Origin of the sequence: Streptomyces sp. NPDC058464, assembly GCF_042721035.1 — a bacterium.
Lineage (GTDB): Bacteria > Actinomycetota > Actinomycetes > Streptomycetales > Streptomycetaceae > Streptomyces.
Genome location: NZ_JBHXMA010000029.1, coordinates 65,792 through 86,525, shown reverse-complemented (window position 1 = coordinate 86,525; position 20,734 = coordinate 65,792). Strand labels below are relative to the sequence as shown.

Sequence of the window (20,734 nt, the reverse complement as noted above, 5' to 3'; positions counted from 1 at the left end):
CGCGCCGCATCTGCACCGCTTCGGACTGCCTGGTCGCAGCGGCCCGCGGTGTCGTGGGCCCATCATAGGAATGCCCGTCGCGCCGTGTGATGACCCAGGGGTGGTGAATCCGGGCAGGACTCCGGTTCAGCGTGGCTTTCGCCCCGGTTGGGCAGGGGTTCGACCCCGCACCGTTCAGCTGCCGGCCGCCGTCCGACGGCGCCCGGCAGCTGCGCCGACCCGCTCTTCGCACGCCCGTGCTACTCCTCTTCCGGTGCCCGCGGCGGGCTGACCGTGGTGCGCTGGGTGCGTCGCTGGGAGGAGGTGCGCACGATCAGTTCGGTCGGTATCACCTGCTCGACCGGCTGGTCCGACTCGACCCCCTCGATCGCGTCGATGAGCAGCTGCACCACCGCCGTGCCGATGCGGCGCGGCTTCAGGGAGAGCGTGGTGATGGGCGGCTCGGTGTTGGCGTACACGGTCGACTCGCTGCAGCACACCAGGAGCAGGTCGTCGGGGACGCGCAGCCCGTAGCGGCGGGCGGCGGCGAGCAGGTCGGTGCCGTTGGGGTCGAAGAGGCCGTAGACGGCGTCGGGACGGTCCGGGCGGGCCAGCAGCCGGTCGGCGGCGACCGCGCCCGCGCACGGGTCGTGCGCCGGGTAGGCCTCGTAGACCGGGTCCTGGCCGACGCGTTCGCACCAGCGCAGGTAGGCGGTGGTCGACAGGTGCGTGTACGTGTCCGTCGTGGTGCCCGTGAGCAGGCCGATCCGGCGGGCGCCCGCGTCGGCGAGATGGTCGAGGATGCCGAGGACGGCGGCCTCGTGGTCGTTGTCCACCCAGGCGGTGACCGGGAGGGAGCCGGCCGGGCGGCCGTCGGAGACCACCGGCAGGCCCTGCCGCACCAGTTCGCTGACCACCGGGTCCTGGTCGGAGGGGTCGATGACGACCGTGCCGTCCAGGGCGACGTTCGACCACACGTCGTGGCGCGAGGTCGCGGGCAGGATCACCAGGGCGTAGCCGCGGGCGAGCGCGGCCGAGGTGGCGGCCCGCGCCATCTCGGCGAAGTACGCGAACTCGGTGAAGGTGAAAGGTTCATCCCCGTACGTCGTCACGGTCAGGCCGATGAGTCCCGACTTGCCGGTACGGAGGGTTCGGGCGGCGGCCGAGGGGCGGTACCCCAGCCGGTCCGCGACTTCTCTGACATGGCGGCGGGTGGCATCCGGGAGCCGCCCCTTGCCGTTCAGGGCGTCGGAGACGGTCGTGATGGAGACTCCGGCGGCGGCGGCCACGTCTCTGATGCCCGCCCGGCCCGGCCGGCTGCCTCGCCGAGAGGTTTCCGCGCGGCTCACCTGGTGCTTCCCTGCTGCTGTCATGGCGAGCCGATAGTAGGGCTCATGCGGTGGGGTAGTGCGGACGCATATGCACGCGTTGACAGGCACGTTTCTGCAAGGTCAATACGGGTCAACTACCTTAGAAAGAAAGTCAGTTGAACGATCCAATAGTGAGACGTGACTTGTCGGCACGGATGGGCCTGCCAAGTGCCCGATGTTTCGAAGAGGTCTCAACTCACCTGCACGGGTGATGCGCGCCACGGCGCGAGCCACCGGCGCGTAGATATATGTAGGGCGCGCCCCCGAAAAATGCGCCTTCGTGCGGTGATGCCCGTGATGCCAGTGGGACGGATGGGGTTCGTCCGCTCCGGTTCGTCCCCCACTCGACTGTCGGGTCGCTCCGGTTCCGCGCGCTTCTTCGCTGTACGCAGCGGCGCCGAATCCTCATAAGGTGAGCAGTATTGGATGTCGGCGGTGCGGACGGTCCGCCGGTGGTCGCGAGGAGGACTGCGGTGAGCGAGACGAGCCCCAAGCTGCGCGCCGAGCTGGAGGGTATCCCCACCTACAAGCCGGGCAGGCCGGCGGCGGCCGACGGTCCGGTCGCGTACAAGCTCTCCTCCAACGAGAACCCGTATCCCCCGCTGCCCGGCGTGATGGAGTCGGTCACCGCGGCCGCCTCCTCCTTCAACCGCTACCCGGACATGGCGTGCACCGGGCTGATGAACGAGCTCTCGGACCGCTTCGGTGTCCCGCTCACCCACCTCGCCACCGGCACCGGGTCGGTCGGTGTCGCCCAGCAGCTGATCCAGGCCACCAGCGGCCCCGGCGACGAGGTGATCTACGCGTGGCGGTCTTTCGAGGCTTACCCGATCATCACGCAGATCAGCGGTGCCCGGTCGGTCCAGGTGCCGCTCACGCCGGGTGATGTGCACGACCTGGACGCGATGGCGGACGCGATCACCGACCGCACCCGCCTGATCTTCGTCTGCAACCCGAACAACCCGACCGGCACGGTGGTGAAGCGGGCCGAGCTGGAGCGGTTCCTGGACCGGGTGCCGGGTGACGTGCTGGTGGTCCTCGACGAGGCCTACCGGGAGTTCATCCGCGATCCCGAGGTGCCCGACGGCGTCGAGATCTACCGGCAGCGCCCCAACGTCTGCGTGCTGCGGACCTTCTCCAAGGCGTACGGCCTCGCCGGGCTGCGCGTCGGCTTCGCGATCGCTCACGAGCCGGTGGCGGCGGCGCTGCGCAAGACGGCGGTGCCCTTCGGCGTGAGCCAGCTCGCCCAGGAGGCCGCGATCGCCTCGCTGCGGGCCGAGGACGAGCTGCTCGGCCGGGTCGGCTCCCTGGTGTGCGAGCGGCAGCGCGTGGTCGAGGCGCTGCGCGGCCAGGGCTGGACGGTGCCCGAGACCCAGGCCAACTTCGTGTGGCTGCGGCTGGGGGAGCGTACGACCGCCTTCGCGCAGCTCTGCGAGGAGCACGGTGTGGTCGTCCGGCCGTTCCCGGGCGAGGGTGTGCGGGTGACGGTCGGCGAGACCGAGGCGAACGACATCTTCGTGAAGGTGACGGAGGCGTTCCGCAAGGAGCTGTAGAGCCCGCGCGGCCGGCGGGGAGCTCTCCGTCGGCCACGGTGGGTGCCGCGGGTGCGGGGTCGTACGGCCGGCATGAGGGCCGGACGGCCCCGTACGCATCTCCCGGAGGGTGCCGAACGGCTCAAGCGCGACCCCCCTTCGATGGTCGACCATCAGTGCGTCATAATGGCTTGTGAATGTGAATGCATTCACAAGCTTGACCCATTTGATCCGTTCTGTACGCGACAAAAGGGTCATGTGCCGCTGTATCACGGCGACGTAAGGAGACTGACGACGTGTACCTGGCTCTGGCGCCGGAGACACTGGCGCGCTGGCAGTTCGGCATCACCACCGTCTACCACTTCCTGTTCGTCCCGCTGACGATCTCGCTGGCCGCTCTCACGGCCGGCCTGCAGACCGCCTGGGTGCGCACGGAGAAGGAGAGGTACCTCAGGGCGACCAAGTTCTGGGGCAAGCTCTTCCTGATCAACATCGCGATGGGCGTGGTCACCGGCATCGTGCAGGAGTTCCAGTTCGGCATGAACTGGTCCGACTACTCGCGGTTCGTCGGTGACATCTTCGGCGCCCCGCTCGCCTTCGAGGCACTGATCGCGTTCTTCTTCGAGTCCACCTTCATCGGGCTGTGGATCTTCGGCTGGGACAAGCTGCCCAAGAAGATCCACCTGGCCTGCATCTGGATGGTCTCCATCGGCACGATCCTGTCCGCGTACTTCATCCTCGCGGCCAACTCGTGGATGCAGCACCCCGTCGGCTACAAGATCGACAAGGCGAAGGGGAGGGCCGAGCTCACCGACTTCTGGGCGGTCCTGACCCAGAACACCGCGCTGGCCCAGGCCTTCCACACGCTGTCCGCGTCCTTCCTGACCGGCGGCGCGTTCATGGTCGGCATCGCCGCCTTCCACCTGTTCCGCAAGAAGCACATCTCCGTGATGAAGACCTCGCTGCGGCTCGGCCTGGTCACCGTCGTCATCGCCGGCATGCTCACCGCGATCAGCGGCGACACCCTCGGCAAGGTCATGTTCAAGCAGCAGCCGATGAAGATGGCCGCCGCCGAGGCCCTGTGGGACGGCCAGAAGCCGGCGCCCTTCTCGATCTTCGCCTACGGCGACGTCAGCAAGGGCCACAACACCGTCGAGCTGTCCGTCCCCGGCCTGCTGTCGTTCCTGGCCGACGACAGCTTCAACTCGTACGTCCCCGGCATCAACGACACCAACAAGGCCGAGCAGCAGAAGTATGGCGCGGGCGACTACCGGCCCATCATCCCCGTCACCTTCTGGGCGTTCCGCTGGATGATCGGCTTCGGCATGGCGTCCTTCGCCATCGGCCTGGCCGGGCTCTGGCTGACCCGCAAGAAGTTCATGCTGCCGCAGCACCTGAGGGTCGGCGAGGACGAGGTGCCGCATCTGGTCCTGTTCAAGAACAAGGCGCTCAGCCCCAAGCTCGGCCGGCTGTACTGGCTGGTGGCGATCTGGACGCTCGGCTTCCCGCTGATCGCCAACTCCTGGGGCTGGATATTCACCGAGATGGGCCGTCAGCCCTGGGTCGTCTACGGCGTCCTGCAGACCCGCGACGCGGTCTCCCCCGGTGTCTCCCAGACCGAGATCCTCATCTCGATGATCACCTTCACCGCGCTCTACGCCGTCCTCGCCGTCGTCGAGGTCAAGCTGCTCGTGAAGTACGTGAAGGCGGGCCCGCCCGAGCTCACCGAGGACGACCTCAACCCGCCCACGAAGATCGGCGGCGAGAACCGTGACGCCGACAAGCCGATGGCCTTCTCGTACTAGGCCGAGGGAGACGCAGTCATGGAACTTCACGACGTCTGGTTCGTCCTGATCGCCGTCCTGTGGACCGGCTACTTCTTCCTGGAGGGCTTCGACTTCGGGGTCGGCATCCTCACCAAGCTGCTCGCCCGGGACCGCCTGGAGAAGCGGGTGCTGATCAACACGATCGGCCCGGTCTGGGACGGCAACGAGGTGTGGCTGCTCACCGCGGGCGGTGCGACCTTCGCCGCCTTCCCCGAGTGGTACGCCACGCTCTTCTCCGGCTTCTACCTGCCCCTGCTGGTCATCCTGGTCTGCCTGATCGTCCGGGGCGTCGCCTTCGAGTACCGGGCGAAGCGGCCCGAGGAGAACTGGCAGCGCAACTGGGAGACCGCGATCTTCTGGACCTCGCTGATCCCGGCGTTCCTGTGGGGCGTGGCCTTCGGGAACATCGTGCACGGCGTGAAGATCGACCGGAACTTCGAGTACGTCGGCACCCTCTGGGACCTGTTCAACCCGTACGCCCTGCTGGGTGGCCTGGTGACGCTGACCCTGTTTACCTTCCACGGGTCGGTGTTCACCGCGCTCAAGACCGTCGGCGACATCCGGGTACGGGCACGGAAGCTGGCGACCAAGGTCGGTGTCCTCACCGCCGTGCTGGCGCTGGCCTTCCTGCTCTGGACCCAGGTCGACAGCGGTGACGGCAAGAGCCTGGTGGCGCTGGTCGTGGCGGTGGCCGCGCTGGTGGCCGCTCTCGGGGCCAATCTGCGGGGCCGTGAAGGATGGGCGTTCGCCCTGTCCGGTGTGACCATCGTGGCCGCCGTGGCAATGCTCTTCCTGTCGCTCTTCCCGAACGTCATGCCGTCGTCGCTCAACGGGGACTGGAGCCTCACGGTCACCAACGCCTCGTCGAGTCCCTACACCCTGAAGATCATGACGTGGCTCGCGGCGATCGCCACACCGCTCGTCCTGCTCTACCAGGGGTGGACCTACTGGGTGTTCCGCAAGCGGATCGGTACGCAGCACATAGCGACCGAAGCCGCGCACTGAGTCCGAGGGGAGGGTGTCTCATGGTGATGGTCGCGGTGGCTCGTGATGTTTCACGTGAAACGCCCTCTCCGGGCCGAAGGGCATGTTTCACGTGAAACCAATCGATCCCCGTCTGCTGCGTTACGCCCGCGCCACCCGCTTCTTCCTGGTGGCCGTCGTCGGCCTCGGTGCCGTCGGAGCCGGGCTGGTCATCGCTCAGGCCATGCTCCTCGCCGAGGTGGTGGTCGGCGCCTTCCAGCATGGCCACTCGGTCTCCGAACTCCGCACGCCCCTGCTGCTGTTGGTGGCCGTGGCGGTCGGCCGGGCGCTGGTCTCCTGGCTGACCGAGCTGGCCGCGCACCGGGCGAGCGCGGCGGTCAAGTCCGAGCTGCGAGGGCGGCTTCTCGACCGGGCTGTGGCACTCGGTCCCGGCTGGCTGGGCGGCCAGCGGACCGGTTCCCTGGTCACCCTCGCCACGCGCGGGGTCGACGCCCTCGACGACTACTTCTCGCGCTATCTGCCGCAGTTGGGGCTGGCGGTGGTCGTGCCGGTCGCGGTGCTGGCGCGGATCGTCACCGAGGACTGGGTGTCCGCGGCGATCATCGTCGGGACGCTGCCGCTGATCCCGCTCTTCATGGTGCTGATCGGCTGGGCCACCCAGTCCCGGACGGAACGTCAGTGGCGGCTGCTGTCTCGGCTCTCCGGCCACTTCCTGGACGTGGTCGCCGGGCTGCCCACGCTGAAGGTGTTCGGGCGGGCCAAGGCGCAGGCCGAGTCCATCCGACGGATCACCGGCGAGTACCGGCAGGCGACCATGCGGACGCTGCGGATCGCCTTCCTCTCCTCCTTCGCGCTGGAACTGCTCGCCACGCTGTCGGTGGCGCTGGTCGCCGTGACCATCGGCATGCGGCTCGTGCACGGCGACATGGACCTGTACATCGGGCTGGTCATCCTGGTGCTGGCGCCCGAGGCGTATCTGCCGTTGCGACAGGTGGGCGCCCAGTTCCACGCGGCGGCGGAGGGGCTGGCGGCGGCGGAGGAGATCTTCGCGGTGCTGGAGACGCCGGTGCCGGTGTCCGGGGCGGGTGAGGTCCCCACGGAGGCCGGCCTGGCCTTCGAAGGGGTGACGGTCCGCTACCCGGGCCGGTCGGCGGACGCGGTGACCGATGTGTCGTTCACCGTCGAACCCGGGGAGACCGTCGCGCTGGTCGGCCCCAGCGGGGTGGGGAAGTCGACGCTGCTGAACGTGCTGCTGGGGTTCGTACGGCCGGTGGCGGGGCGGGTGCGGGTCGGGGGAGCCGACTGTGCCGACCTCGTCGACCTCGCCGACGTCGACCTGGAGGAGTGGCGGTCGCGGATCGCGTGGGTGCCGCAACGGCCGCATCTGTACGCCGGGACGATCGCCGAGAACGTACGGCTGGCGCGTCCCGACGCGGACGACGACGCCGTCCGCAGGGCGTTGCGGGACGCCGGGGCGCTGGAGTTCGTGGACGCGCTGCCGGAGGGGGTGGAGACGGTTCTCGGCGAGGACGGAGCCGGTCTCTCCGCCGGGCAGCGGCAGCGGCTGGCGCTCGCGCGGGCGTTTCTGGCGGACCGGCCGGTGCTGTTGCTGGATGAGCCGACGGCTGCGCTGGACGGGGTGACCGAGGGGGAGGTCGTGGCGGCGGTACGGAGGCTCTCCGAGGGGCGGACCGTGTTGCTGGTGGTGCATCGGCCGGCGTTGCTGTCGGTGGCGGACCGCGTGGTGCGGCTCTCCGGCGGCGAGGTCCCCAGGGGGCTCCGCCCCCTGGACCCCCAGAACCTTCGCCCACCCACCACCCGACTCGGTCAGTTGGAGGGTGAGGTCGCGGATCGGCTCGGTGGGCTGGGAGGCGAGGTCGTGGGGCTGGTCGGTCAGTTGGAAGGCGACGACGCGGACCGGCTCGATCGGTCGGGAAGTGAGGTTGCGGGGTGGGCCGGTGGGCTGGGGAGTGAGGTCGTGGGGCCGGTCGGTGGGCTGGGGCGTGGGGTTGGGGAGTCGGGGGCTGGGCGTCGGCTGAGTGTTCTTGGGCGGGTTCGGGCCGCCTCCGGGGCTCGGCGGGGGCGGCTGCTGCTCGCGCTTGTGCTCGGGGCTCTCGCGCTCGGCAGCGCCGTCGGGCTGATGGCGACTTCCGGGTGGTTGATCTCGCGGGCCTCGCAGCAGCCGCCGGTGCTGTATCTGATGGTCGCCGTGACGGCCACGCGGGCCTTCGGGATCGGGCGGGCCGTGTTCCGGTACGGCGAGCGGCTGGTGTCGCACGACGCGGTGCTGCGGATGCTGGCCGATACGCGGGTCGCCGTGTACCGGCGGCTGGAGCGGCTCGCGCCGGCCGGGCTGCGGACGACCAGGCGGGGTGATCTGCTCAGTCGGCTGGTCGCCGATGTGGACGCCCTGCAGGACTACTGGCTGCGGTGGCTGCTGCCCGCCGGGGTCGCGGTGGTGGTGTCCGCCGGGGCCGTGGGGTTCACGGCCTGGCTGCTGCCCGAGGCCGGGGCCGCGCTGGCGATGGGGCTGCTGGCGGCCGGGGTCGGTGTCCCGCTGGTGACGTCGGCCGTGGCCCGGCGTGCCGAGCACCGGCTGGCGCCCGCCCGCGGGTTGCTGGCGACGCGGGTCACCGACCTGCTCACCGGCACCGCCGAACTGACCGTCGCCGGCGCGCTGCCCGCTCGTACCGACGAAGCCCGGCGGGCCGACGGCACGCTCACCCGGATCGCCTCACGAGGAGCCACGGCCACCGCACTCGGTGACGGGCTGACCGCACTGCTGACGGGGCTCACCGTCGCGGGCGCCGCGCTGCTGGGCGCCCAGGGGGTCGCCGACGGCCGGCTGAGCGGGGTGGCGATGGCGGTCGTCGTGCTCACTCCGCTGGCTGCCTTCGAGGCCGTCCTGGGGCTGCCGCTGGCCGTGCGGCACCGCCAGCGGGTGCGCAGGAGCGCCGAGCGCATCTACGAGGTGCTGGACGCGCCCGAGCCCGTGCGGGAGCCGGAGCGGCCGCGCCAGGCGCCCGCCGCGCCCTTCCCCGTCGTACTGAAGGGCCTGACGGCTCGGTACCCGGGACAGGTGCGGGACGCGCTCGCCGGGCTCGACCTCACCCTGCACGAGGGGCGCAGGGTCGCCGTGGTCGGTGCCTCCGGGGCCGGCAAGTCGACCCTCGCCCAGGTCCTGCTGCGGTTCCTCGACCCGGGCGCGGGCTCCTACACGCTCGCCGGTGTGGACGCGTACGCCCTGGACAGCGACGACGTGCGGCGGTCGGTCGGGCTGTGTGCCCAGGACGCGCACCTCTTCGACAGTTCCGTGCGCGAGAACCTGCTGCTCGCCCGGAAGGCCGCCGACGAGGAGGAGCTGCGGGACGCGCTGGGGCGGGCCCGGCTGCTCGACTGGGTGGACGGGCTGCCCGACGGCCTCGACACGCTGGTCGGCGAGCACGGGGCGCGGCTGTCCGGCGGGCAGCGGCAGCGGCTGGCGCTCGCCCGGGCGCTGCTCGCCGACTTCCCGGTGCTCGTGCTGGACGAGCCCGCGGAGCATCTCGACCTGCCCACGGCCGACGCGCTCACCGCGGATCTGCTGGCCGCCACCGAGGGCCGTACGACGCTCCTCATCACGCACCGGCTGGCGGGCCTGGAGGCCGTGGACGAGGTGATCGTCCTCGACGAGGGCCGGGTGGCGCAGCGCGGGACCTACGCGGAACTGGCCGCCGTGGCCGGACCGCTGCGCGGGATGGCGGAGCGGGAGGCGGCGGCGGAGTCGCTGGTGGGGGCCCGGTAGTCCGGCGCGGCGGACGGTCTCAGCCGCGGGCGGCCAGCAGTTGCTCGATCACGACGGCCACCCCGTCCTCGTTGTTCGCGACCGTACGGCCGGAGGCGGCGGCCACGGCGGCGGGGTGGGCGTTGCCCATGGCGTACGACTGGCCGGCCCAGGTCAGCATCTCGACGTCGTTGGGCATGTCACCGAAGGCGACGACCTCCGCGCGCGAGATGCCGCGCTCGGCGCACTCCAGGGCGAGTGTGCTGGCCTTGGAGACGCCCGGACCGCTGATCTCCAGCAGGGCGCTGGGGCTGGACCGCGTGACCGTGGCGCGTTCGCCTATGGCCAGGCGGGCGATGGCGAGGAAGGCGTCCGGGTCGAGGTCGGGGTGGTAGGCGAGGATCTTGAGCACGGGCTCGCCCGCGCTCGGACCGTCGACCGCGAGGATCTCCTCGGCGGCGAGCAGGTGGTCCGGTATCTCCAGGTGCAGCTTGGGATAGGCCGGCTCCTGGTGGAAGCCGTAGGTCTGCTCGATCGCGTACACCGTGCCCGGCGCGGCCTCGCGCAGCAGGCCCACGGCGTTCAGCGCGTTCTCCCGGGCCAGGTCGCGCACCTTCACGAAGCGATGGGCGCCGGGGCCGCCGTGCAGGTCGACCACGGCCGCGCCGTTGCCGCAGATCGCCAGGCCGTGGCCGTGGACGTGGTCGCTGACCACGTCCATCCAGCGGGCCGGGCGGCCGGTGACGAAGAAGACCTCGATCCCCGCCTCCTCGGCGGCGCCCAGCGCGGCGACCGTCCTCGGGGAGACCGACTTGTCGTCGCGCAGCAGGGTGCCGTCGAGATCGGTGGCGATCAGCCGGGGCGGGGTCGCGAAGGCAGGGGTCTCGGGCTGTCGGGTCGCTGAGGTCACCGGGCCATTCTCGCGCATATGCCCGCACGGTCGTGCGGTCGGGCGCACAGATGAGACACAGACGACTCCGAAGCGTCCTCGGCCGTGCCTCAGCCGAGTTGGGCCACGGCCTCCATGGCGATCTGCTCGAAGACCTTCTGCTCGGCCGCGAAGTCCGAGTCGGGGATCGGCCAGTGGATCACCAACTCGGTGAAGCCCAGCTCCTGGTGGCGGCCTGCGAAGTCCACGAAGGCGTCCAGGGACTCCAGGGGGCGGCCGCGGTCCGGGGTGAAACCGGTGAGCAGGACCTTGTCCAGCTCCGACACGTCCCGGCCGGTCGCCGCGCAGGCCTCGGCGAGCTTCCCCAGCTGACCGCGGAGCGCCTCGACCGACTGCTCGGGCGTGCCGTTCTCGTACAGCTTCGGGTCGCCGGTGGTCACCCACGCCCGGCCGTACCGCGCGGCCAGCTTCAGCCCGCGCGGGCCGGTGGCGGCCACCGCGAAGGGCAGCCGGGGCCGCTGCACACAGCCCGGGATGTTGCGCGCCTCGTCGGCCGAGTAGAACTCGCCCTCGGACGTCACGGCGTCCTCGGTGAGCAGCCGGTCGAGCAGCGCCACGAACTCCGCGAACCGGTCGGCCCGCTCCCGCGGGGTCCACGGCTCCTGGCCCAGCGCGGTGGCGTCGAAGCCGTTGCCGCCCGCGCCGATGCCGAGGGTGATGCGGCCGCCGGAGAGGTCGTCGAGGGAGATCAGCTCCTTGGCGAGGGGCACCGGATGCCGGAAGTTCGGCGAGGTGACCAGCGTGCCGAGGCGCAGTCGGTCGGTGACGGAGGCGGCGGCGGTCAGCGTCGGTATCGCACCGAACCACGGGCCGTCCCGGAAGCTGCGCCAGGACAGGTGGTCGTACGTGTACGCGGTGTGGAAGCCCAGCTCCTCCGCGCGCGTCCAGGCGGCGCGGCCGCCCTCGCTCCAGCGGCGGTACGGGAGGATCACGGTGCTCAGACGCAGACTCATGGGTCCGAGACTAAGGGGACTCGCCGACAACGGACGAAACGGTCACCGTATGCGGCTGCTCAGCCACGGCGTGAGCAGGTGCGCGGCGAGGTATTCCTGGTACGTGCGGTCCCCGGCCAGCGGCACGACCAGGGTGGCCGCCGGCGGGAAGCGGCGGGCCCGGACATGGGCCAGGCCTCCGAAGACGGAGTGCAGGAAGGCGGGCACGTCGTCGCGCGGGACGTCGTGGAAGTCCACGCCCTCGACGGTGATCAGCGCGTCGTCCTCCGGGAAGAGCCGCACGCTCACCCGGGGCAGACCGCCGAACTCGGCGTACGCCTCGTGCGGCAGCGAACCGTCCGGGTCCGTGGTGACACCGAAGCCCGCCGCGCTGCGCCGCGAGGTCCGATCGGCACCGATGTCGTGCGTGACCTCGATCGCGCGTCCGTGCTCGGCGGCGATCGCGCGGAGCGCGCCGACGGCCGCCTCGGTGGTCGGCAGGTGCTCTCGGTGGTTGCGGTGCTCCTGGTACTCCGAATGGTCCATACCACTCATGATGCCGAGGTCAGTGCGGATCGGGGAAGCGCAGGTAGCGCGGCGGTACGGCCTGGGTCAGCCACACCCCGTTCGCACTGATGTGGAAGACGTGCCCGTCCCGGTGCATCGCGCCCGCGTCGACCGAGAGCACCACGGGGCGCCCGCGCCGGGCACCCACCCGCGTCGCGGTCTCCCGGTCCGCCGACAGATGCACGTCGTGCCTGTTCATCGGCCTGAGACCCTCGCTCCGGATCGCATCCAGATTCCTTGCGACGGTGCCGTGGTAGAGATACGGCGGCGGGGTCGCCGGGGGCAGTCCGAGGTCGACGTCGATGCTGTGGCCCTGGCTGGCGCGGATCCGGGTGCCGTCGATCGCGAACCGCTGCTTGTCGTTGGCGGCGACTACGTGGTCCAGCTCCTCGCGGGTGACCGGGAAACCGTGCGCCGCTGCCGCCGCGAGCAGCGTGTCGATCTCCACCCAGCCCGCGTCGTCCAGGCTGAGCCCGATGCGTTCGGGCTGGTGGCGCAGGTGTTTCGAGAGGTACTTCGACACCTTCACGGTGCGCCGCTCGTCCTGTGCTCCTTCGTTGTGTCTCGTGTTCATGCCATCAGGGTGCCGGGCGAGACGTGGATCACGCAGATATTTTTCGCCGCAGGTTTGATCCACAACCAAGTGCGGTTATCCACAAGGAAATTGGCCGAGTTGTGGACAAGTGCTGGGCAGTTCAGGGTGTTTCGTCAAGATCGTTAACAGGGTTGTGATCTGCGGCGAGTGCGTCCAAACGCCGGGCCCGGACCTCGCGTTCGGCGGCGATCGCGAAGAACTCGGCGATGCGGTCCGGGCCGACGAGCCGTCGTACGGCCTGAATCGTGTCGATGGGGAGGGACACGGGGCGCGTCTCGTCGGGGGTTTTCGGCTGCTCCCCCGCACCGAGTCGCCGGCGCACCTCACGGGTGGCGAACAGGCGCATGGCGCGGGCGAGTTCGGCGTCCACGGTCTGCTGGGCGAGGGGGCGCAGCCGGCGCACCAGCGAGGCCGCTTCGGCCGCGCCGGCGTCGGTGCGGTGGTCCGGGTCGTCGAGGTAGCGGGCGAAGACGTGCTCGGTGGTGAACTCCAGGAAACGGGCCGCGATGTGCTCGACCTGCACCCTCAACTCCCGCAGGTGCCCGGCGATCGCGGAGAGGGGGACGCCCGCCGCGTACAACTCCGCTGCCACGGCCAGCTCCTGGGGGCTGGGGACGAGGAAGGAACCGGGGTCGCCGTCCACCGGTTCCAGTACGCCGAGTGCCACGGCCTCGGCGACGGCCGTGTCGTCGGGGGTGCCGCCGAAGCGGGCGTCCAGGTCGGTACGGGACAGGCGCACCGGTTCCTCGTCGGTCCAGGGGCCCTCGGCCTCGGTGACCAGTCCGAGGACGCCGGCCAGGCCGCGGCCGGTGTCCCAGGCGTCGAGCAGTTCCTTGATGGAGGCGAGGGTGTAGCCGCGGGCGAGGAGGTCGGCGATCTGGTGGAGGCGGGTGAGGTGGGCGTCGGAGTAGAGGTTGGCGCGGCCCTGGCGTTCGGGGCGGGGGAGGAGGCCCTTGTCCTGGTAGGCGCGGATGGTGCGGACGGTGGTGCGGGAGCGGTGGGCCAGGTCCTCTATGCGGTAGGCGGGGGTGGCCGGGGGGTCGGTCATGTGGGAGGTCCTTGGCTGGTGCGGCTGGGTGGGGGCCGGGGGCGGGGTGGGGACGCTTACCGGCGCTGGCCGGGTGCCTCCCCCAGCCTTCGGCCGGGGGGACCCCGAGCGCCCACCCGTGCCGCCCTGCGGCACGCCTGCTGGCCGGGTGCCTCCCCCAGCCTTCGGCCGGGGGGACCCCCAGCGCCCACCCGTGCCGCCCTGCGGCACGCCTGCCCGCGGCTGGGAAGAAGCGGCGGGCGAAGCGCCCCGTCAGGGGCGCGGGGAACTGCGCGGTCAGCCCCCACGCAGCCGCGGCCGAAGAACGACGCACTACAACTTCGGCTCCACCCGCGCGATCCTCCTCAACACCCCCGGCGCCAGCCGCGACAGCGCCCACGCACCCTTCGCCTCCGGCGTCACCGGGACCACCGCGCGGTTGTGTTCCACCGCCTCCAGGATCGCCGAAGCCACCTTCTCCGGCGGGTAGTTGCGCATGCCGTACAGCCGTGCCGACCGCTGCTGCCGGCGGCGTTCCTCCTCCTCGTCGACCCCCGTGAAGCGGGCCGTGGAGGTGATGTTGGTGTTGATGAGCCCGGGGCAGATCGCGGTCACCCCGATGCGCCGGGAGGCGAGTTCGGCGCGCAGGCACTCGGACAGCATCAGGACCGCCGCCTTGGAGGTGCTGTAGGCCGGCAGGGCGCGGGAGGGCTGGTACGCGGCGGCCGACGCCACGTTCACGATGTGGCCGCCCTGGGCGCGTTCCGCCATCCGCGCCCCGAAGAGGCGGCAGCCGTGGATGACGCCCCAGAGGTTGACGTCCAGGACCCGCCGCCAGTCCTCGGTCGTCGTCGTGAAGAAGGACCCCGACAGGCCGATGCCCGCGTTGTTGACCAGCACGTCCAGGACCCCGTACTCGCGGTGGACCTTCTCCGCGAGCTTCTCCATGGCCTGCTCGTCGGAGACGTCCGCCGTCTCGGGCCAGGCCTCGGCCGCTCCGATCAGCCGGGACAGCTCGGCGGTGCGTGCGGCGGCCTCCGCGTCCCGGTCCACGGCCACCACCCGCGCGCCCGCCTCCGCGAACGCGAACGCCGTCGCCCGCCCGATGCCGCTGCCCGCACCGGTGACCAGGACCAACTGGCCCCCGAACCGCTGGGCGTGGCGGTCCGCGGGCTTCTGCTCCGCGCTCCGGCCGGCCTCCACCGACGTCACGAACTCCTCGACCCAGGACGCCACCTGGTCCGGGCGCGTGCGCGGAACCCAGTGCTTGTCGGGCAGGGTGCGGCGGGTGAGCCGGGGCACCCAGCGCTCCAGGTCGTCGTAGAGCCGCTCGGAGAGGAACGCGTCGCCGAGGGGCGTGATGAGCTGCACGGGCGCGTGCGCGTACGCGTCCTCGCGCGGGCGGCGCAGCCGGGCCCGTACGTTGTCGCGGTACAGCCAGGCGCCGTGCGCCGCGTCGGAGGGCAGGGAGGAGGTCGGGTAGTCCCCTGCGGGGAGGTTCTCGGCCCGCTGGAGGATCCTCGGCCAGGCCTTGCCCAGGGGGCCGCGCCAGGCCAGTTCGGGAAGGGCCGGGGTGTGCAGCAGGTACACGTACCAGGACTTGGCGCCCTGGCCGAGGAGCTGGCCCACCCGGCGGGGCGTCGGACGCCGCACGCGCGCGTCGATCCAGTGTCCGAAGTGGTCCAGGGACGGCCCGGACATCGACGTGAAGGAGGCGATACGGCCCTCCGTGCGCCCCACCGTGACGAACTCCCAGGACTGCACCGATCCCCAGTCGTGGCCGACCAGGTGCACCGGGCGGTCCGGGCTGACCTCGTCGATCACCGCCAGGAAGTCGTCCGTGAGCTTGGCGAGGGTGAAGCCGCCGCGCAGGGGCCTGGGGGCGGTGGAGCGGCCGTGGCCGCGGACGTCGTACAGGACGACGTGGAAGCGGTCGGCGAGGCGGGCCGCCACGTCGGACCAGACCTCCTTGCTGTCCGGGTAGCCGTGGACGAGGACGACCGTCGGGGCCGACGGGTCGCCCAGCTCCGCCACGCACAGGTCGACGCCGCCCGTACGCACCCGGCGCTCGCGGGCGCCTTCGATGTCCGTCACTTGTCCTCCGCCCAGCGCCGCACGTGCGGCAGATCGTCGTCCAGCCAGAAGGCGCTCTGCTCGGGGTCCCGGGAGTCGGTGACCACGAGGATCTCCTCGAACTTGGCGCCCGTGCCCCGGAAACCGAGGTGCGGTTCGACCGCCCACAGGCCCGGCTTGGGCGGGTGGTCGGAGAAGCGGTACGGCGACCACAGGGGCGACCAGCCCTCGCGGTGGCCGTGCAGCGCGTCGGACGCCAGGCCCTTCAGGGACTGGGTGCCGAACCCGAAGAGGTGCGGTGACCAGCGGCGCTGCTTCACCCGGTCCACCTTGTGGGCGATCACGCCGAAGGGGTAGGCGCGGTGCCGGTTGGCGTAGCCCTGGCGGACCATGAGGCGGTCCACGTCCTCGTAGATCTCGCGCAGCGGGCGCCGCTCGCGCACCTCGCGCAGGATCAGCTCCCGGTGCGCCTCCAGGTCGGCCATCAGCCGGTCCTGCACGGGGTTGGGCCCGAGGGAGCCGGAGTAGCCGATGTCGGCCGTGTAGCCCTCGTACACCGGGGCCAGGTCCAGGATGAACGGCATCCCGGGCGCGAGCCGGCGGTCGGTCGGGAAGAACTGCAGCGGTATGCGGAAGTCCGTGAACGCCGTGCGGTCGCCGAACCAGGCGAAGGGGAGGTGGAACCAGTCCCGCACGCCCCGCGCGCGCAGCCACTCGCGCTGCATCCGGGCCGCCTCGCGCTCGGTGATCCCCGGCTCCAGCCGGGCCGCGACCGCCTCCGCGCACTCGTACGCGAGCCGTTGGACCCGCCGGAAACCCTGGAGCTCCGTGGCGCGTTCATCGTGCAATGCCACTGCCGTCGTCATCCGCCCCGTCCCCGTCTCCGTCGACTGCGGTACGTGCCCGTAACTTGACACTGGTGAATGTGACAGTTGTTAGAGGCGACGTCAATAGGAGGGTCGAGGCCTGTGGACAACTCTGCGTAGCTCTCAGGCAGGGGTTCCCCTAGGGCCCCGTAATACTGGAGTCTGACGCGAAGACGGCTGCAAGGTTGACGACCGCAGTGGCCCGGGTCACTAACTTCTATGCCGTGACTGTGATCGCGACCGAAAGCCTGAGCAAGCGGTTCCCCCGGGTGACCGCGCTCGACCGGCTGTCCGTGGACATCGGACCCGGTGTGACCGGACTCGTCGGAGCCAACGGCGCCGGCAAGTCCACCCTGATCAAGATCCTGCTGGGTCTGTCCCCCGCGACCGAGGGCCGCGCCGAAGTGCTCGGCCTCGACGTCGCGACCAAGGGCGCCGCCATCCGCGAGCGGGTGGGCTACATGCCGGAGCACGACTGCCTGCCGCCCGACGTCTCGGCCACCGAGTTCGTCGTGCACATGGCCCGCATGTCCGGCCTGCCGCCCGCCGCCGCCCGTGAGCGCACCGCCGACACCCTGCGCCACGTCGGGCTCTACGAGGAGCGGTACCGCCCCATCGGCGGCTACTCGACCGGCATGAAGCAGCGCGTCAAGCTCGCCCAGGCCCTGGTGCACGACCCGCAGCTGGTCTTCCTCGACGAGCCGACCAACGGCCTCGACCCGGTCGGCCGCGACGACATGCTCGGCCTGATCCGCCGGATCCACACCGACTTCGGCATCTCGGTCCTGGTCACCTCGCACCTGCTCGGCGAACTGGAACGCACCTGCGACCACGTGGTCGTCGTCGACGGCGGCAAGCTGCTGCGGTCCAGCTCCACCACCGACTTCACGCAGTCCACGACCACCCTCGCCATCGAGGTCACCGACAGCGACGAGCACCCCGACGGCACCCGCGCGGTGCGCGACGCGCTCCACGCGCGCGGGGTGGAGACGGACAACGAGGGCGGCGGCCTGCCCGGTGCCGGCCACATCCTGCTGCTCACCGCCCAGGGCGAGGAGACGTACGACCTCGTCCGCGACGTCGTCGCCGACCTCGGCCTCGGCCTGGTGCGCATGGAGCAGCGCCGGCACCACATCTCCGAGGTGTTCACCAACGACGACGAGCAGCGGAAGGAGGCGACCGTCCATGGCGGTTGACCAGCCCATCGCGGGACCGGGTGACCAGTCCCGGATCCATGACATCGGCTACCGCGGCTACGACGGCCCCCGCCTCGGCCGCGCGTACGCCCGCCGGTCCCTCTACTCGCAGACCCTGCGCGGCTCCTACGGCCTCGGCCGCTCGGTGAAGTCCAAGGTGCTGCCGATGCTGCTGTTCGCGGTGATGTGCGTGCCGGCGGCCATCATGGTCGCCGTCGCCGTCGCCACCAAGGCGCACGACCTGCCGGTGCCCTACACGCGGTACGCGATCATCATGCAGGCCGTCATCAGCCTGTACGTCGCCTCCCAGGCACCCCAGGCCGTCTCCCGCGACCTGCGCTTCAAGACCATCCCGTTGTACTTCTCCCGGCCCATCGAGACCGCCGACTACGTCCAGGCCAAGTTCGCGGCCCTGGCCTCCGCGATGTTCGTCCTCACCGGCGCCCCGCTGGTCGTGCTGTACATCGGCGCCCTGCTCGCCAAGATGGACTTCGCCCACCAGACCAAGGGGTTCGGCCAGGGACTGCTCGCGGTGGCCCTGCTGTCCCTGCTCTTCGCCGGCATCGGCCTGGTCATCGCGTCGATCACCCCGCGCCGCGGCTTCGGCATCGCCGCCGTCATCGCCGTACTGATCGTCTCCTACGGCGCGGTCTCCACCCTCCAGGCCATCGCCGACTCCCAGGGCAGCACCAGCGCCATCCCCTGGATCGGCCTCTTCTCGCCGGTCACCCTGATCGGCGGCCTGAGCACCGCCCTGCTCGGCGGCACCAACACCTTCCCGGGCGGCGACGGACCCTCCCACGCCCAGGGCGCGGTGTACCTGCTCGTCGTCCTCGGCCTCATCGCCGCGAGCTATGGCCTTCTGCTGCGCCGCTACAAGAAGGTGGGACTGTGACCACGCTCTCCATCGACCACGTCTCCCGCTGGTTCGGCAACGTGGTCGCCGTCAACGACATCACCATGACCATCGGCCCCGGCGTCACCGGCCTCCTCGGCCCCAACGGCGCCGGAAAGTCCACCCTCATCAACATGATGGGCGGCTTCCTCGCCCCCTCCACCGGCACGGTCACCCTCGACGGCAAGCCGACCTGGCGCAACGAGGCCATCTACAAGCACATCGGCATCGTCCCCGAGCGCGAGGCGATGTACGACTTCCTCACCGGCCGCGAATTCGTCGTCGCCAACGCCGAGTTGCAGGGCCTGGGCGCCAAGGCCGCCCAGAAGGCCCTGGCCACGGTCGAGATGGAGTACGCGCAGGACCGCAGGATCTCGACGTACTCCAAGGGCATGCGCCAGCGCGTGAAGATGGCGTCCGCCCTGGTCCACGAGCCGTCCCTGCTCCTCCTCGACGAGCCCTTCAACGGCATGGACCCGCGCCAGCGCATGCAGCTCATGGACCTGCTGCGCCGCATGGGCGACGAGGGCCGCACCGTCCTCTTCTCGTCCCACATCCTCGAAGAGGTCGAGCAACTCGCCTGGCACATCGAGGTCGTGGTCGCCGGACGGCACGCGGCCAGCGGCGACTTCCGCAAGATCCGCCGCCTGATGACCGACCGCCCGCACCGCTACCTGGTCCGCTCCAGCGACGACCGTGCCCTCGCGGCCGCCCTCATCGCCGACCCCTCCACCTCGGGCATCGAAGTGGACCTCGCCGAGGGCGCACTGCGCATCCAGGCCGTCGACTTCGGCCGCTTCACCGCCCTGCTGCCCAAGGTCGCCCGCGACCACGGCATCCGGCTGCTCACGGTCTCGCCGTCCGACGAGTCCCTCGAATCCGTGTTCTCGTATCTGGTCGCGGCGTAGGAGGCCAAGAGATGTACGACCCCACAGTCGCCCGGCTCACCTACCGAGCCCTGCTCGGCCGCCGCCGGGCCCTCATCCTGGGCGCCCTGCCCCTGCTGCTGATCGCGATCTCCGTCGTCGTCCGCGGCCTCGCCGGCGCCGACGACCAGACGGCCTCCGACCTGCTCGGCGGCCTTGCCCTCGCCACCATGGTGCCGATCATCGGCGTCATCGCCGGCACCGGCGCGATCGGCCCGGAGATCGACGACGGCTCGGTGGTGTACCTGCTGTCCAAGCCGATCAAACGGCCGACGATCATCCTCACCAAGCTGATCGTGGCCATCGCCGTGACGATGGTCTTCTCCGCCCTGCCGACCCTGATCGCGGGCTTCATCCTCAACGGCAACGGCCAGCAGATCGCCGTCGCCTACACGGTCGCCGCGCTGGTCGCCTCCATCGCGTACGCCGCGCTCTTCCTGCTGCTCGGGACGGTGTCCCGGCACGCGGTGGTCTTCGGGCTGGTCTACGCCCTGGTCTGGGAGGCCCTGTTCGGCTCCCTGGTGCCGGGGGCGCGGACGCTGAGCGTCCAGCAGTGGTCCCTGGCGGTCGCCCACAAGGTGACCGGCGGCGAGCTGGTCACGTCCGACGTGTCCCTGACGACGGGCACGGTGCTGCTGGTCGCGGTGACCGTCCTGGCCACCTGGTACGCCGGCCAGAAGCTGCGCGCGCTGACGCTGGCGGGCGAGGAGTAGACGCCCGCTTTATTGACGGGGGCTTCATCCGGGCCCGGGCACACTGGGCAAAGGGGATGTTCTGTGGAGAGGAACGGGGATGGCTGAGGGCTTCCGGGACGCCGACGCAGACTGGGACGGCGTGGTGCTGGACGAGGAGTTCATACGGTCCGCGGGGGCGGCGGAGCCGTCCGCGCGAGCGCGGATGCTGGCAGCCCGCTGGAAGGCCGAGAAACCCGAGCCTCAGCCGTGGCGGTCGGACGAGCCGCCGGCGGGGTGGTTCTTCAGCAAGGGGCGGCGTAAGTGGTGGCGGCGATAGACCGTTGTGAACTGCGGGCCGGCGGGGGCTGGTCGCGCCCGCGCGGCGGGAGCCGCAAATCAAACACAGCCCCGCGCTCCTGATGGGGCGCTCCAGTGGGCCCCGTTTAATCAGTGGCGGTCAACTCGGGTCAAAGGCACAGTTGTTGTGTCACCCCACCGTCTGGGAGAGGAGCCGGACGATGTCCATGCACGACAGTACGTCCCGCTCCCGTCAGGGCAGCCTTCGGCGGGTCGCCGTGTA

Annotated in this window: 17 protein-coding genes; 9 read left to right on the top strand and 8 right to left on the bottom strand. The window is 70.9% G+C overall.

The features are described 5' to 3' along the window. Window positions 1-239: 239 nt before the first annotated feature. Complete coding sequence (locus ACFWPQ_RS33365) at window positions 240-1,352, bottom strand: LacI family DNA-binding transcriptional regulator (protein WP_089100504.1); 1,113 nt, start codon at window positions 1,350-1,352, stop codon at window positions 240-242. 470 nt (window positions 1,353-1,822) lie between these two features. Here ACFWPQ_RS33365 and hisC point away from each other — a divergent pair, with 470 nt between their 5' ends. The 4 genes from hisC (at window position 1,823) to cydD (ending at window position 9,475) form a co-directional block, all read left to right on the top strand. Then, the gene (hisC, locus tag ACFWPQ_RS33360) at window positions 1,823-2,902 is read left to right on the top strand and encodes a histidinol-phosphate transaminase (protein ID WP_384043000.1); all 1,080 of its coding nucleotides are present in this window, start codon (window positions 1,823-1,825) and stop codon (window positions 2,900-2,902) included. Window positions 2,903-3,177: 275 nt separating this feature from the next. After that, a complete protein-coding gene (locus ACFWPQ_RS33355; protein WP_384042998.1) occupies window positions 3,178-4,686 on the top strand; it encodes a cytochrome ubiquinol oxidase subunit I in 1,509 nt (502 codons plus the stop codon). Between the two features lie 18 nt (window positions 4,687-4,704). Continuing rightward, on the top strand, window positions 4,705-5,712 hold the full coding sequence (cydB, locus tag ACFWPQ_RS33350) for a cytochrome d ubiquinol oxidase subunit II (protein WP_384042995.1): 1,008 nt from the start codon (window positions 4,705-4,707) through the stop codon (window positions 5,710-5,712). A 91-nt stretch (window positions 5,713-5,803) separates the two neighbouring features. Further along, window positions 5,804-9,475 (top strand): thiol reductant ABC exporter subunit CydD, encoded by a 3,672-nt coding sequence (cydD, locus tag ACFWPQ_RS33345; RefSeq protein ID WP_384042993.1) that lies wholly within the window; start codon window positions 5,804-5,806, stop codon window positions 9,473-9,475. 19 nt (window positions 9,476-9,494) lie between these two features. Here the strand turns inward: cydD and ACFWPQ_RS33340 are convergent, their stop codons facing one another. From ACFWPQ_RS33340 to ACFWPQ_RS33310, 7 genes are all read right to left on the bottom strand, one after another. Continuing rightward, window positions 9,495-10,382, bottom strand: coding sequence for an HAD hydrolase family protein (locus tag ACFWPQ_RS33340; RefSeq protein ID WP_384042990.1), 888 nt, complete (start codon window positions 10,380-10,382; stop codon window positions 9,495-9,497). A gap of 71 nt (window positions 10,383-10,453) precedes the next feature. Further along, window positions 10,454-11,356: an LLM class flavin-dependent oxidoreductase gene (locus ACFWPQ_RS33335; RefSeq protein ID WP_384042987.1), complete on the bottom strand. Its 903-nt coding sequence runs from the start codon at window positions 11,354-11,356 to the stop codon at window positions 10,454-10,456. A 42-nt stretch (window positions 11,357-11,398) separates the two neighbouring features. Continuing rightward, complete coding sequence (locus ACFWPQ_RS33330; protein WP_384042984.1) at window positions 11,399-11,881, bottom strand: hypothetical protein; 483 nt, start codon at window positions 11,879-11,881, stop codon at window positions 11,399-11,401. Between the two features lie 19 nt (window positions 11,882-11,900). Then, window positions 11,901-12,476, bottom strand: coding sequence for an RNA 2'-phosphotransferase (locus tag ACFWPQ_RS33325; RefSeq protein WP_361285118.1), 576 nt, complete (start codon window positions 12,474-12,476; stop codon window positions 11,901-11,903). A 121-nt stretch (window positions 12,477-12,597) separates the two neighbouring features. Continuing rightward, window positions 12,598-13,545 carry a MerR family transcriptional regulator gene (locus tag ACFWPQ_RS33320; protein WP_384042981.1) on the bottom strand — a complete coding sequence of 316 codons (948 nt, stop codon included), beginning with the start codon at window positions 13,543-13,545 and terminating at the stop codon, window positions 12,598-12,600. A 312-nt stretch (window positions 13,546-13,857) separates the two neighbouring features. Further along, window positions 13,858-15,618 carry an SDR family oxidoreductase gene (locus ACFWPQ_RS33315; RefSeq protein ID WP_384042978.1) on the bottom strand — a complete coding sequence of 587 codons (1,761 nt, stop codon included), beginning with the start codon at window positions 15,616-15,618 and terminating at the stop codon, window positions 13,858-13,860. Further along, the gene (locus ACFWPQ_RS33310; protein ID WP_384042975.1) at window positions 15,615-16,463 is read right to left on the bottom strand and encodes a M24 family metallopeptidase; all 849 of its coding nucleotides are present in this window, start codon (window positions 16,461-16,463) and stop codon (window positions 15,615-15,617) included. Before ACFWPQ_RS33310 ends, ACFWPQ_RS33315 begins: the two co-directional genes overlap by 4 nt. Before the next feature lie 230 nt (window positions 16,464-16,693). On the opposite strand from ACFWPQ_RS33310, the gene ACFWPQ_RS33305 reads away from it, so the two are divergent. From ACFWPQ_RS33305 to ACFWPQ_RS33285, 5 genes are all read left to right on the top strand, one after another. Further along, window positions 16,694-17,659 carry an ABC transporter ATP-binding protein gene (locus tag ACFWPQ_RS33305; RefSeq protein ID WP_384043144.1) on the top strand — a complete coding sequence of 322 codons (966 nt, stop codon included), beginning with the start codon at window positions 16,694-16,696 and terminating at the stop codon, window positions 17,657-17,659. Continuing rightward, window positions 17,649-18,554, top strand: a complete 906-nt coding sequence (locus tag ACFWPQ_RS33300) for an ABC transporter permease subunit (RefSeq protein ID WP_384042972.1) — start codon at window positions 17,649-17,651, stop codon at window positions 18,552-18,554. Before ACFWPQ_RS33305 ends, ACFWPQ_RS33300 begins: the two co-directional genes overlap by 11 nt. Continuing rightward, complete coding sequence (locus ACFWPQ_RS33295) at window positions 18,551-19,462, top strand: ABC transporter ATP-binding protein (protein ID WP_384042969.1); 912 nt, start codon at window positions 18,551-18,553, stop codon at window positions 19,460-19,462. The genes ACFWPQ_RS33300 and ACFWPQ_RS33295 overlap by 4 nt, the downstream gene beginning before the upstream one ends. An 11-nt stretch (window positions 19,463-19,473) precedes the next feature. Then, a complete protein-coding gene (locus ACFWPQ_RS33290; protein ID WP_384042966.1) occupies window positions 19,474-20,193 on the top strand; it encodes an ABC transporter permease subunit in 720 nt (239 codons plus the stop codon). A 79-nt stretch (window positions 20,194-20,272) separates the two neighbouring features. Beyond that, entirely contained in the window at window positions 20,273-20,491 is a 219-nt protein-coding gene (locus ACFWPQ_RS33285; RefSeq protein ID WP_217546002.1) for a hypothetical protein, read from the top strand. The last annotated feature ends 243 nt before the right edge of the window (window positions 20,492-20,734 follow it).